This window comes from Chitinophaga sp. (assembly GCF_035761305.1).
Lineage (GTDB): Bacteria > Bacteroidota > Bacteroidia > Chitinophagales > Chitinophagaceae > Chitinophaga.
On the sequence record NZ_DASTRI010000196.1, the window covers coordinates 1 to 13,352 of the forward strand.

The window sequence follows — 13,352 nt, forward strand, 5'->3', positions numbered from 1 at the left end:
CGGATCCGCATAAAAATCTGTATCCAGCCAAAATACAGCAGGCTTCCTATAATGAATGTGAAAAACAGCTGGGTGTTATAGGTAACCAGTATGATGGAATAGATGAAAAAATTAAAAATGGAAAACAGCGTATTAAGCACCGATCCGGTGAGGAAGCCCTGTATTTTACCGTGGTCGCCGATCCGCTGCAAGGTATCGCCCGTGTGCCGGAGATCAAAATAAGAAAGCGGCAGCCGCGTTAGCTTTATCCAGAAATCAGACAGGATAGATATGTTAAGGATGTTTGAGATGCGCATCATTAGCCGGCTTCTTATAAATTCAACGGTAGAGCTGCTGAAGGTAAGCATCAGCTGCGCTATCAGCACAATGGTTATATAATGCAGGTTTTGGGTATTGATGCCTGTATCTACAATGCTTTGCGCAAGAAAAGGGAAGATCAGCTGTATAAGGGAGGTTACCAGTAATGCAATAAATACCTGCACTACCTGCCAGCTGCTGGATCGCAAATATTGGGTAACGGTGCTCCAGGAGAGCTTATGTTCTTTTTCACCCTCCTGTTCATAAAACCGGGGAGAAGGCTCTAAAATCAACGCCAGGCCGGCCTCCTCCCCTTCATCATTTACCGCCGAAAGCCAATGCTGCTGAAATTCCACGGGCGAGCAGCCGATAAAACCGGTGCCCGGATCGGCCACACGGATCTTGTGCCGGTTCATTTCCACCAGCACTACAAAATGGCTTTGATCCCAGTGAAGTATGCAGGGCAGCGGCACCTCATGCAGCTTTTTGAACGTTATGCGCGCGCCGCGGCTGCGCAGGCCAATGCGCTCTGCGGCTTCGCTGATGCCTAACATAGATACTCCCTGCTTATTAAACCCGGTCTTTTGTCTTAATGTATCGGCATTATAATGCCTTCCGTAATACATTGCCACCATTCTCAGGCAAGTGGGGCCGCAATCCATAGCATTCATCTGCTTGTAAAAGGGGAAACGCTTCAGCGACATAGGTAGTAATTAAACAACGGTTAAGATTACAAATACAAACACGATTAACAATATTCAATAGCCCAGTTTCACATCCGGGAACACCGGACAACTATTTCAGCTTTTTTCCTGGTTATTTGAGTTAGGACCTGGTATCAGCGGAATTGAATACTAATTTTAAAAAATTTTTGTTCATAAAAAATAGTATCTCAAAAAAAACTTAGCAGGCGAACAACTACCGGTTATGATTATTTCAATTTCTGCTTTTTTTATTTACCTTTAAAAGAAATAACCAAGTAACCTTTTCATTTAACCGGTTTTCGTAGTCTATAACCCAAAAACCCAAACTATTTATCTCATGTCTTTAAAAAGGTATCTGGAAAAGCTCCGGTTCATTGACTGGCTTATCTGCACCAAATCAACCGGTAAACAAAAAGACCTGGCTGACCGGTTGGGCGTTAGCGTAAGCACCGTTAATGAATATTTAAATGAGATGAAGGAGGCAGGATTTCCCATCCGGTACTGCCACAAGCGGCAAACCTATTTTTATGAACGGGAAGGCCGTATGGTAAATTCGTTATTTGAGGAACGGCTTGACAGGGAAGCCTTGAAGAAGGCCAATGGCGGCGCATACCCTGTATATGAACATATCGTCACATCTTATCTTTTGGTAGTCCGTTAACGCTTCACAAACTTGTTATGCTGCTTCATGTGTTAGAGCGCCGTTCAGCTTTGCTGTGAACGGACAGGCAGCTGCTTGCAAAAATATCCGCGAAAAAAAATAAAAAAGGCAGGCACTCCGATTATATCGGAGCACTGGTTAAGAACTTTGGGCAAAAGGAAGAAAAAATCACCTATGCTTCGCCTGTTTACGCCCGTTAAGGAAAATTGCATTCAAAGCGCCGCTATGCTGCTTAAAGCGCTGAAGGTAAATGTTACCGGAAACAGCTTACAGGAGGCGCTGCAAAGCCACCCTGATTATCCCAGCCTGTTAAGCGTAAGCGATGTGCTAATGGCTTACGGGGTAGAAAGTGTAGCCTTTAAAGGAGATACCGCCTACCTGCATGAAATACCCACACCATTCCTGGCACAGTTGAAAAAGGATAATAACCGGGATGCCTTTACAGTAGTATTGTCTGTTGAAAATGATACGGTCCGCTACTTTAATCCCGACAAGTATTGCTTTGAAAACATTTCCATTGCCGGCTTTGAAAAAAAGTGGGTTTCAAAAGTCATTTTGCTGGCTGAAGCAGGCGAAAACCCCGGGGAAAAAGATTATACCCGGCGGCACATTACACAGCTGCGCAGCAAAATAATGTACTATGCCGGCATACTTGCCATTCCCTGTATTACGCTGGCTGCTGGGTTGCTGAATATCCTGCAACATGGAAAATCCGCATTATATCCGTGCCTGTTCACCGGCCTTACGCTTACGGGGTGCATAGTCACCTTCCTGTTGTTATGGTATGAGCTGGACAGCCACAATCCGCAGCTGGCGCAGCTTTGCAATTACAACAAAAAAACAAGCTGCCAGGCGGTGCTGCAATCAGCCGCATCCAGAATATGGGGCATCAGGTGGAGCGCCATTGGCTTTACTTATTTTTCAGGCGGGCTGCTGACATTACTGCTCACCGGCTTTTCCAATATGCCTGCTCTTTTTATACTGGCATGGCTGAACGTGATTGCCGCCCCTTACATCCTATACTCCCTGTACTTCCAATGGCGCGTTATAAAGCAATGGTGCGTACTGTGTTTATGTGTGCAGGGCCTCCTGGCAGCCCAGCTGTTTACAACGCTGGCCGGCGGCTGGCATACCGCCCTGCCGCCCGACTTATTTGCGGTAACCACTGTTTTAGTTCCGGCTGCTGTTGCTTTTTTAATACCGGCGCTTTTTCTGCACCTGTTTATACCGGCATACCGCAGCGCAAAGGAAGGCAGGGGCCACTATACCGAGCTGCGGCGGCTAAAGCAAAACGCCCAGCTTTTTGACGCGCTGCTGGCCAGGCAAAAGATGATAACGGAAGACAGCAACGGCCTTGGTATTGTACTGGGCAACCCCAATGCTGCCCATAAGATCATAAAAGTATGCAATCCTTATTGCGGGCCCTGTGCAAGAGCGCACAAGCCGCTGGAAGAGCTGCTGCACGAAAACCCTGATGTGCAGGTGCAGATTATTTTCACCGCCAGCAATCTTGAGGGCGACCGCCAAAGCGCACCGGTGAAACATTTGCTGGCCATTGCCCAAAGCGGGAATGCGGGCGCTATTGCCAAAGCACTGGACGACTGGTACCTGGCGGAACAAAAAGACTATGCCGCTTTTGCAAAAGTGCACCCGGTGAACGGCGCCCTGCAGGCACAGGACCATATGGTGGAGGCCATGTATAACTGGTGCACCAAAACCGATATAGCGTTTACGCCTACCATTTTTGTTAATAATTACCAGCTTCCGGAAATGTATAGCGTTACGGACCTGAAATATTTTCTTTCCGCATAACCAGCCTGTGGAAATAAATTCTTTACCTGCAGGATAAAGTACCATCTCTTCATCATTCAAAAAATCAAAAAATGAAAAAACTGAAGTTAAAAGCGCTGGAACTTGGCGCATCTGAGCTTCTTACAAGGCAACAGCTGAAAAACGTAATGGGCGGCAGCGGCAGCGGCGGCAGCACCTGCGAAGTTTCCGTTAACTGCTACCGGACTGTTTACGAAAATGGCCAATGGGTAGAAAAAGCCAACGGTTCCATTAAGTGCACCAGCGATACCGGCAACTGCACGCACGGCACCACTTACGTTAGCTGCGATGGACACACCATTAACTGCTGATCCGTTTTGCATTTATTACCCCCAACTCTGCCGGAAGAAAGATCAGCCTATGACCTGCATTTCGGCAGAACGGGGTTTTGCCGTACATACGGAAGCCGGTATTGATTTACCGCCACTAATAAGCGATTGTTATGAAACCTGCCGTATACGCCTGCATAGTATCATTAACCGTAGCTATTACCAGCTATGGTTACGGGCAACCCGGCCGGCAGCTGCCGGTATTGCTGAAAACAGCCGTTGGCAACGGGGCGTTTAAACCGCTCCTTTACAGTACTGAGCTGGTTGGCCCCGGTGGCATGAACTATGACCCGGAAAGGCAGTTTGCGGGCATACCCGGCAACCTTTCGGAGATGATTATTAAACAGCTGGATTTTCAGCCGGAACAGGGCGCCTATGAATTTTATATCCGTTTGCACGGCCGGATGCAGCCAGGCATGTTAATGCAGGAACTATCAAAATATCATGCAGATACGCTGGCGCTAAGCCGCACGCCTATTAAACATATGGTGTTCTTCCTGTCGGGCATAAACAAAAACGGTAAACGGGTTATTATTACAGATACCAATAATAACCTTGATTTCGGGGACGAAAGCGTTTTTGAATATGATACCGCTGCCCTGAAAGCGGCGCCGGATGAAATAACGGCCCGCCTGGCCGATCAAACCGTTTATTACCAGTATGCGTACCGCGGCAAGGTTTATGACAGAAGCTGCCATCTTAAAGTTTCGCCGGTGCCGTCGTATTACCAGTACCGCAGCCCCGTTGAAACGCGGCTGTATCTTGTTGCCTGGCTAAACGAGCACCAGGCAGGCGTTTTTACCAGCAATGGCAAAACCTGTATGATACAGGCCGGCACCAATAACCAGCCCCGCTTTGCTTTTACAGGCGTTAATACCAGCATCAGGGCAGGCATGCCAGCCGCAGGCAAAGAGCAGCTGCAACAGCTGCAGGAAGAATACCTGCCGGGTGACACCTTCACCATTAACCGGCGCAGGTACGTGTTTTCAAATATCACCGTGTTCGGCGATACGCTGTGGCTTTCCTATGTTGGAAAGGGCGCCGCTGTTTACGGCGCCGACTCCGGTAAGATTGCCTATAACATAGCAGGAACTGACCTGGAAGGCCGGCCCTTTGACCTGGGCAAGCTGAAAGGCCGCTATGTGCTGATAGATTTCTGGGGCACCTGGTGCAGGCCCTGTATACATATCATCCCCGACCTTGTTCGCATGGCCCGCAGATTTAAAAACAAGCTGCAGATTGTTAGCATTGCCTATGACAGCCCGCAGCATATGCCCGCTTTAAAGGCCATGATTGCGGAAAAGCACATGAGCTGGACCCATCTTTTCCAGGATATGTCGGCCCCGGATAAAAAGCCTGTCATTAACCAGTACCGGGTAAATACATACCCCACACAAATACTGATAGACCCGGAAGGCAGAATACTATCCAGGATCACTTCCGCAGACCAGGTTAGCCGGCTGGAGCAGCAGCTGGAACGGCTTATTAAAGAATAACCAGTTAAGAAACATGAGCACAACCATTCCCACATACATTATTAACCTTCAAAGCAGGGCAGACAGAAGAGCGCATGTGCTCGGGGAATTTGCCGGCCGTGATGAATTTGACATTACGCTGGTAACGCCCCTGGCTGCCGGCAGCGGGGCCGTAAGCTTATGGCGCACCATAAAACATATTGTGCAGGACCGGTTAAGCCCGGATGTTCCCTACATACTCCTTTGCGAAGATGACCATACGTTTACGGATGCATATTCCCCCGAAGCCCTGTTCCAGGCAATAGCTACGGCGCAGGCTATGGGAGCGGGGCTGCTTTCGGGGGGCGTTAGCTGGCTAACCAGCTGCGTGCAGGTATCGGAACACCTGTTCTGGATGGAAAAATTTTCAGGTCTACAGTTCACAGTGCTGTTCCGATCACTCTTTCCCGGCATACTGAATGCCGGGTTTGAGAACGGTGATGCGGCTGATTATAAAATGTCGTCATTAACCGGCGGCAAATATTTTATTTATCCTTTTATTTCTACCCAGAAAGATTTCGGCTACTCGGACGTAACCTCAAAAAACAACCAGGAGCGGCGGGTGGAAGACCTGTTCAAAACAACTTCCGAAAACATACAGGTACTGAAAAATGTGGCGGACTATTATGATAAAAGAAAGCTGGCCATGGATCTGCAAATACAGCCTGCACTGCTTGAGCAGCTTACCCTGCCTGCCTACGTGATTAATTTACCCGAAAGAACGGAAAGACGGCAGCACATTGCCCGGCAATTTGCAGGCCGGCCGGAATTTGATATTACAATCGTTGACGGCATCCGGCACGAAAAAGGCCACCTTGGCCTGTGGCTGGGCATCCGTAAAATTATAGCCCTTGCAATGGAAAATGACGATGATGTAATTGTGATTTGTGAGGATGACCACCAGTTCACCCCCCACTATGCAAAGCACCTGTTCCTGCAAACCATTCTTCATGTGCACGAGCTGGGCGCCGAGCTGCTTTGCGGCGGCATAGGCGGGTTTGGTACAGCCATACCCGTTACTGATAGCACCTGGTGGATCAATTCATTCATGTGCACACAGTTTATGGTGGTGTATAAAAGCCTGTTTCCCCGCATACTTGACGAGCCTTATGATGAAAACATTGTTGTGGAGGAAGTGCTTTCTTCCATAGCCAGCAATAAAATGACCTTTTATCCTTTTATCTCTACCCAGCAAAGTTTTGGCGGCGGCGATGTGGGACCGGTTCCCGGACGGATTGTATGCCCGGTGTCGCAGCTGTTTGAGCAAACCGATGCGCGCTTTCATAACATCCGTACCACCATGCCTCAACGAAACCTGATAACCTATTACCAACATGCCTGACACTAATATAAACCAAGCCGGCACAGGAATATCTGTGATTATGCCAACCTATAACCAGGGCGCTTTTATTGTAAGGGCCGTCAGCAGCCTGCTTGCCCAGGAGCATACGCATTGGGAGCTGATTATTATTAACGACGGCAGCACCGACTATACAGAAGAACTGCTGGTAAATTTCAAGTCGGACCCACGCATCCGTTATTGCAAGCACCTTACCAACAAGGGCCTGGGCGTGTGCCTGAATGAAGGTATGCGGCAGGCATCCTACAACTATATCTGCTACCTGCCCTCCGACGATATTTTTTATGCCAACCACCTCAGCACCCTGCTGGCCACCCTTACCGCCAATAACGATGCGGTGCTGTGCTACAGCGGTGTGCATCACAGCTATTCCGATACGGCAAGCGGCTCTTACAGAACCACATCGCTGGATAAGATACATGGATTTGCCCTGCAGCTGGTGCAGGTAATGCACCGGAAAACAACCTGCACCTGGATGGAGCGGCACGAGCTGGTAACCGACGACCTGGATAAAATGTTCTGGAGCCGCCTTTCCCGTGAAGGCGCATTTACAGGAACCGGGGTGGTTACCTGCGAATGGGCCGACCACCCTCACCAGCGGCACAAAATTATCCGGGAGAACAGCGCCGGCGGCATATACCTTTACAAACGCTATTACAATGTTCCCGAAGCCATCCGGTTCCATTCCACCATAGGCAATTATATTGATGAAACCCTGTTGTACAAGGACCTGGTAAAGGTGACCAACCAGCAGGATAAGCTTAAAATACTTGTAGTGGGAGAGCTTGGGTATAACCCCGAAAGACTGTATACGCTGGAAAAGCTGGGACATAAATTATACGGCCTGTGGCTGGAAGGCCCTCACTGCTATAATGCCGTAGGCCCTTTCCCCTTCGGCAACATTGAAGACCTTTCGCTGGATAACTGGCAGGAACAGGTTGAACAGATAAAGCCGGATGTTATTTATGCGCTGCTCAATTACCAGGCAGTACCCCTTGCCCATTACGTCATGCGCGCCAACCTGAACATCCCTTTTGTATGGCACTTTAAGGAAGGCCCTTTTTTCTGCAGATCGTTCGGCATGTGGAAAGAGCTGGTAGAGCTGTATTATAATGCCGACGGAAGAATTTACATTAACCCGGAAACAAAAAGCTGGTACGAACAGTTTATTGGCGATCGTGAACGGCCGTACCACATATTGGATGGCGATTTGCCGCTGGCCAAATGGTTTAGCGGCAACAGGTCGGCGCTGCGCTCCGACAGCGACGGGGCCATACATACCGTATCATCCGGCCGCCCATACGGGCTTACGCCTGAAGATGTGGGCGAGCTGGCCAGGCAAAACATACACCTGCATTTTTACGGCGACTATACACAGGCTTTCTGGTCGCATTGGATCAATGAATCGTTTGCCCTTGCAAAAGACCATTTGCACCTTCATCCCTACTGCAAGCCGGAAGACTGGATGCGGGAATATTCGCAATACGACGCAGGCTGGCTGCACCTTTTCAGGAGCGACAATAATGGCGAGCTGTTAAGATGCAAGTGGGACGACCTGAATTACCCTGCCAGGATGTGCACCCTGGCAGCCGCGGGCCTGCCGATGCTGCAACGCAACAACAGCGGGCACCTGGTAGCTTCCGAGCGCCTGATCAGAAAGCTTGGCATGGGCTTTTTCTTTAACACCATGCAGGAGCTGGCCGCACAGCTGAAGGATAAAGCAGCCGTTAAACAGGTTCGCAGCAATGTATGGGATAACCGGCTGCAGTTTACATTTGATGAGCATGCGCAGGACCTGGCCGATTTTTTTATGAAAGTAATAGCTGTGAAAGAGCAATCTGCACAGCTGCAGAAAACGCCTATCCTATGACAACAAAACCATACGACTACCTGGTTGTGGGCGCCGGCCTGTTTGGATGCGTTTTTGCGCATGAAATGCAAAAGCTTGGTAAAAAGTGCCTGATTGTTGAAAAGCGGGAGCATCCGGGCGGGAATATCTATTGCAGGAATATTGACGGCATCAATGTTCATTTGCACGGCGCGCATATATTTCATACCAACGACCGTAAAATATGGAATTACGTAAACCAGTTTGTGGAATTTAACGCCTATACGCATACGGTGCTGGCAAGGTATAAAAATGAGCTGTACAACCTGCCCTTTAACATGAACACCTTTTACCGGCTTTGGAATGTAAGCACGCCTGAAGAAGCTGTTAACATCATCCGGCGGCAGCAGCAACATTTGAACCTGCAGCAGCCGGCCAATCTAGAAGAACAGGCGATAGCGCTGGTGGGAACAGATATTTATGAGAAATTAATAAAAGGCTATACCGAGAAACAATGGGGAAGAAAAGCGGCCGACCTGCCCGCCTTTATTATTAAAAGATTGCCGCTGCGGTTTACTTTTAACAATAATTATTTTGACGACGCATTCCAGGGTATTCCCAAAGGCGGGTATAATAAGCTGATTGACGGGCTGACCGCCGGTATTGAGGTACGGTTAAATGTTGATTACTCCAGGCACCGCTATGAGCTGGACCAGCTGGCGGAGCATGTTGTTTTTACCGGCGCTATCGACGAGTTCTATCACTTTTCACAGGGCAGGCTGGAGTACCGCAGCCTTTCTTTTGAGCATACCATGCACCCATGCGCCAATTACCAGGGAACAGCTGTTATTAACTATACAGATGCTGAAACGCCGTACACCCGCACCATAGAGCATAAGCACTTTGAATACGGCCGGCAGCCTTTTACCATAGTTACCTATGAATTTCCAAAAGAGTGGAAGCCCGGGGATGAACAATACTATCCCATCAATGACGAGCGGAACCGCCGGGTATACAGCGCGTACAAAAAGCTGGCGGCGCAGGAGTCGCATGTTTTCTTTGGCGGCAGGCTGGCGGAATACCGGTATTATGACATGGACCAGGTAATTGCGTCTGCCCTTACAAGGGTAAAACAGCTATCCTCCAGGGAATTCCCCGCCATAGCAGATATATAGGCCGGCGCATTGGTTATTGTGTAACCGCGCTGCTTTCCGTGTCGGCTACCAACGATCTTAAAAACGCCCACAGGTCATCATGCAGCGTTTTAAATTCTTCCTTTAAATTAATGGTAAGCTCCTCCATCGTTATCCTGGAGATGGCTTTGAACGACTCATCGTTAAAATAGCCGGAGAGGGATGCGGCAACCGGATCTATAATATCGCGGTTAGCCAGCCGCTGGTTAAAATAAAAAAGATGGAGCATGGGCTGATCCATTACCGCCCATCTTGCCCTTCCTTCTGCCTGGCAGGTTTGATGAATGATCTCTTCATCCAGTATTGAATTAAATTGCTCATGGTTTAGCCCCAGCCAGAACTTCCTTTCAAAGAAAATACACCCGATGGAATACCCCGTGTTCCTTGCTATTTGCCTGGGCGCAAGGCCGCTGGTGCGTGCTATAAAATCACCGATGTTCAGGGTGGTCCACTGGTGTACCCACCAGGCAATGTAAGGCTCATGCCATATGGTGCCAAAGCTGCCGTTATTCACCTCACCGGGCATAAAGTCGTTTACGGCCCCGCCCCGCAGCCGGTAGTTGAACATGGCGGTGAAATCCTTTCTTTTATCAAAAATATCCAGCAGCTCGTTAAATCCCCAGCAGTTATTATTTATTAACCCGGTTGTAAAAGCTACCTTACTGTGTGCCGAATGCTCCACATAAGCATTGTGCAGCCCATCCAGCCAGTTCTTTTTTAAAGGGATCACATCATCATCTATCTTACAGATCCATTCCACCTCCTGTAAAGGCGCGTAGTCGGCCAGCACCTCTTTTATCGCAAAAAAGGCTTTTGCACCGGAGCAGATAGGGCGCACTACAAAACGGTTGCCGGGAGATTCAGCGGCCCATGCCCGCGCCACTCTTTCAACAATGGCGCTTGCCAGGGTATTGATACCGTTCAGGATCACTACTATTCTTTCATGTTCGGCAACGGTGTGGGGAAGCGATTTAAGCGTTAGCTGCAGGGATTCAAAGTCGTAGCTGGCAAGGATAATGAGGGCTCTGTTTACGTGGTTCATTTCGGGGAAGTTATATGGCTAAATATAAAACAAATTACCCGCATTTCGTACCGGAAATGGGGGCGGGTTCTTCACGTTCCACCATCCACTGCGTAAGCTTGTATTTAGGCAGCAGCTCACTTACTTTTTTCTGCAGCCATTTGGAAACCAGCTCAAATACAATAAATCCTATGATGATGGACAGCACCCATTCCATAGTGCTGTAGGTATGCTTGTCTACCACGGTTTTGCGGGCAGTAAGGCCCCATAAATTACGGATGCTGCGGGTAGTAAAAAAATGGGCTACCAGGCGCGTAGATGCCATGCCAATCGCAAATCCCAGGAAGTTGCCAATGTAATTGTTGCATACATACTCCACGAATTTACGGACTACCCTGTTTTTCATATAATTAAATTATTTCATACTAATCTACGCTTAATTTTTGAAAATATGATACAGATTTGCAGCCAGTGTACTTATTAAAACCGCCCGACCGTTTGCCTTGTTCATTACCCGCAGCTCAATGCCGGGCAGGCGCAGCACAACTTCATTTACTGTTCTGTCGCCGGCTGCTTTCTTACACGGCTGTTACGGATAAATACAAACGCGGTTAAAGCGCTTACAAACCCCAGCAACGCCGCCATACGCATTATTTTTCCATAAGCATCAATAAAGCTGCGGTGATAAAAAGCCTGCACTTTTTCCTTATCGCCGGGGCTTAGCGCAGCCGGCGCTTTTGCATTACCCAGCTCTATGGCCTGCTGCATAACAGCCTGCTTTGCCGGTTCGTTTAGCCGTGCCTGTGCAAGCTGGTTTTGTAAAGCCCCTGTAAAGAACAGCACAGCCAGCGCGCCGAAAACAGCATTGGCAAACACGCCTGAAATGCGCGATAATGCATTGTTTACGCCGGACGCCGTACCCGAAAACTGTTTGCTTACCGCACCCATTACAGTAGCGGTCAGCGGCGCCACGGTAAAAGACATGCCTAACCCCAGCACCATCACACCGGGAAAAAAGGTAGTAAAGTAGGCAGACGGCCCTGCGGTTTGCTTTATGAAAGAAAGCAGCAGCAGCCCGGTTCCCGCTGTAGCAGGGCCAATGGTTAGCAGCAGGCGCGGGCCATGCTTGTCGGCCAGGCTGCCGGCAAAGCGCGCCAGCAACACCATCAATACCGTAAAGGGTAAAAAGGTAAGGCCCGACTGCAGCTGATCGTACCCCTGCACCTGCACCAGGTTCAGGGAAAGAAACAGCATGCCCGCGCCTAACCCGGCATACAGGAAAAATGTAAGCAGGTTGGCGCCGGAAAAAGTTAAGTTGGCAAACAATGTTAAAGGCATCATGGGGTGCCGGCTTTTGCGCTCTGTAAAAACAAATGCAATAAGCAGCAGCAGCCCTGCCGCCAGCGACAGGTACACCTGCCAGTGCCCCCACCCCAGTGCCGGCATACGCAGGAAGCCAAATGTAAACAGCGCCAGCCCGAGCATAATGGTTATTGCGCCGGTATAGTCCAGCCGGTGATCGGCCGCCTCTTCCCGGTTCTCCCGCACCATTTTCCAGAGTATCAGCAGGGCTGCGATGCCAATAGGCACATTAATAAAAAAAATGTAGCGCCAGTAGCCCGCATCTGCCAGCGCACCGCCCAGCACAGGGCCGCCGATAGTAACTACTGTGGTGAAAGCAGACCAGGTGCCGATAGCCTTACCACGCTCTTTTTCGTGTATGGATGATGAGATCAGCGAAAGGCTGCCCGGTATCATAAACGCGCCGCCTATGCCCTGCACCATCCTGAAAATAACAAGCAATGTTACGGTTGGCGCTATGCCGCAGGCGGCCGAACCGGCAATGAAAATTAAAATGCCGGTCATAAAAACCTTTTTGCGGCCCAGCTTATCGCCCAGGGAGCCGCCGATGAGCATAAGGGCCGACAGCATTAACAGGTACGCGTTCAATATCCAGAACAGGTCTGTACCGGTGGCATGCATACTTTTCTGAATAGCCGGCAGCACCACGTTAAGGGCAGTAGCGTCAATAAAAGCCATAGCAGATGCCATAATGGTAGATACCATGATCCATTTGCCGGCGGAGCTGGAGAGCGATACGGTTTCCATGCAGCGTGTTTAGGGTATGTATAAAGTTAATGCGCGGGGCGCATATATCCGCAGAAAAGCGCTTATCTTAACAGCGCAATAAACCTGTACCACGGGGTTTTTAAACAGTTATTCCATTAAAAATGAAGCATTACATCGTCATCATTACAGCGGCTGTACTGGGCGCCTGCCAGCAGCCTGCCGGCACACAGCAACAACTACAACAGGAAAAACAGGCAGCTGACAGCATTACCACGCGAAAAGTTACCGTTTACACTACTGCAGACAGCACCCGCTACCGCATTACGCCAACGGACACACTGAGTTTTGAGGACCTGCCGCAGCCGCTGGAAACACAGCCCTGCGTTTTTGTAGATCCGCAAACCACCTTTCAGCAGTTTGAAGGCATTGGCGGCGCGCTTACCGATGCTGCTGCCGAAACCTTTGCCAAGCTGCCCAAAGCAGCGCAGGACAGCCTGCTGACCGCCTACTACGATCCGGCTAAAGGTATCGGCTACACGCTGGGG

Annotated in this window: 11 protein-coding genes and 1 pseudogene; 8 read left to right on the forward strand and 4 right to left on the reverse strand. The window is 49.4% G+C overall.

Translation table 11 applies throughout. The annotated features are described in order from the left end of the window. Positions 1-1,001 (reverse strand): cysteine peptidase family C39 domain-containing protein (locus tag VFS25_RS16660; protein ID WP_326463299.1); only part of this gene is annotated, 1,001 nt, incomplete at its 3' end. A gap of 337 nt (positions 1,002-1,338) precedes the next feature. Here VFS25_RS16660 and VFS25_RS16665 point away from each other — a divergent pair. The 7 genes from VFS25_RS16665 to glf all read left to right on the forward strand — a co-directional run bounded on the left by VFS25_RS16665 (position 1,339) and on the right by glf (position 9,698). Further along, complete coding sequence (locus tag VFS25_RS16665; RefSeq protein ID WP_326463300.1) at positions 1,339-1,662, forward strand: winged helix-turn-helix transcriptional regulator; 324 nt, start codon at positions 1,339-1,341, stop codon at positions 1,660-1,662. Between the two features lie 174 nt (positions 1,663-1,836). Next, entirely contained in the window at positions 1,837-3,474 is a 1,638-nt protein-coding gene (locus VFS25_RS16670; RefSeq protein ID WP_326463301.1) for a vitamin K epoxide reductase family protein, read from the forward strand. A gap of 71 nt (positions 3,475-3,545) precedes the next feature. After that, positions 3,546-3,803, forward strand: a complete 258-nt coding sequence (locus VFS25_RS16675; protein ID WP_326463302.1) for a hypothetical protein — start codon at positions 3,546-3,548, stop codon at positions 3,801-3,803. Between the two features lie 131 nt (positions 3,804-3,934). Next, positions 3,935-5,317, forward strand: coding sequence for a TlpA disulfide reductase family protein (locus VFS25_RS16680; RefSeq protein ID WP_326463303.1), 1,383 nt, complete (start codon positions 3,935-3,937; stop codon positions 5,315-5,317). Positions 5,318-5,330: 13 nt separating this feature from the next. Next, a complete protein-coding gene (locus VFS25_RS16685; RefSeq protein WP_326463304.1) occupies positions 5,331-6,677 on the forward strand; it encodes a hypothetical protein in 1,347 nt (448 codons plus the stop codon). A 40-nt stretch (positions 6,678-6,717) separates the two neighbouring features. Next, complete coding sequence (locus VFS25_RS16690) at positions 6,718-8,565, forward strand: glycosyltransferase family A protein (RefSeq protein WP_326463305.1); 1,848 nt, start codon at positions 6,718-6,720, stop codon at positions 8,563-8,565. After that, a complete protein-coding gene (gene glf / locus VFS25_RS16695; protein ID WP_326463306.1) occupies positions 8,562-9,698 on the forward strand; it encodes a UDP-galactopyranose mutase in 1,137 nt (378 codons plus the stop codon). Before VFS25_RS16690 ends, glf begins: the two co-directional genes overlap by 4 nt. A 13-nt stretch (positions 9,699-9,711) precedes the next feature. On the opposite strand, the gene VFS25_RS16700 is transcribed toward glf, so the two are convergent. The 3 genes from VFS25_RS16700 to VFS25_RS16710 form a co-directional block, all read right to left on the reverse strand. After that, positions 9,712-10,758, reverse strand: a complete 1,047-nt coding sequence (locus VFS25_RS16700) for a hypothetical protein (protein ID WP_326463307.1) — start codon at positions 10,756-10,758, stop codon at positions 9,712-9,714. Between the two features lie 34 nt (positions 10,759-10,792). Then, entirely contained in the window at positions 10,793-11,143 is a 351-nt protein-coding gene (locus VFS25_RS16705; protein ID WP_326463308.1) for a hypothetical protein, read from the reverse strand. 146 nt (positions 11,144-11,289) lie between these two features. After that, the gene (locus VFS25_RS16710; RefSeq protein ID WP_326463309.1) at positions 11,290-12,846 is read right to left on the reverse strand and encodes an MFS transporter; all 1,557 of its coding nucleotides are present in this window, start codon (positions 12,844-12,846) and stop codon (positions 11,290-11,292) included. 122 nt (positions 12,847-12,968) lie between these two features. Here VFS25_RS16710 and VFS25_RS16715 point away from each other — a divergent pair. Further along, positions 12,969-13,352 (forward strand): annotated as a pseudogene (locus VFS25_RS16715) (hypothetical protein); the annotation flags it as partial.

Bases quoted from the DNA above. Each gene is read 5' to 3' on its own strand.
- VFS25_RS16680 (WP_326463303.1), top strand. From the start codon at position 3,935: ATGAAACCTGCCGTATACGCCTGCATAGTATCATTAACCGTAGCTATT.
- VFS25_RS16700 (WP_326463307.1), bottom strand. From the start codon at position 10,758: ATGAACCACGTAAACAGAGCCCTCATTATCCTTGCCAGCTACGACTTT.
- VFS25_RS16705 (WP_326463308.1), bottom strand. From the start codon at position 11,143: ATGAAAAACAGGGTAGTCCGTAAATTCGTGGAGTATGTATGCAACAAT.
- VFS25_RS16670 (WP_326463301.1), top strand. From the start codon at position 1,837: ATGCTTCGCCTGTTTACGCCCGTTAAGGAAAATTGCATTCAAAGCGCC.
- VFS25_RS16710 (WP_326463309.1), bottom strand. From the start codon at position 12,846: ATGGAAACCGTATCGCTCTCCAGCTCCGCCGGCAAATGGATCATGGTA.
- VFS25_RS16665 (WP_326463300.1), top strand. From the start codon at position 1,339: ATGTCTTTAAAAAGGTATCTGGAAAAGCTCCGGTTCATTGACTGGCTT.
- VFS25_RS16690 (WP_326463305.1), top strand. From the start codon at position 6,718: ATGCCAACCTATAACCAGGGCGCTTTTATTGTAAGGGCCGTCAGCAGC.
- VFS25_RS16685 (WP_326463304.1), top strand. From the start codon at position 5,331: ATGAGCACAACCATTCCCACATACATTATTAACCTTCAAAGCAGGGCA.
- glf (WP_326463306.1), top strand. From the start codon at position 8,562: ATGACAACAAAACCATACGACTACCTGGTTGTGGGCGCCGGCCTGTTT.
- VFS25_RS16675 (WP_326463302.1), top strand. From the start codon at position 3,546: ATGAAAAAACTGAAGTTAAAAGCGCTGGAACTTGGCGCATCTGAGCTT.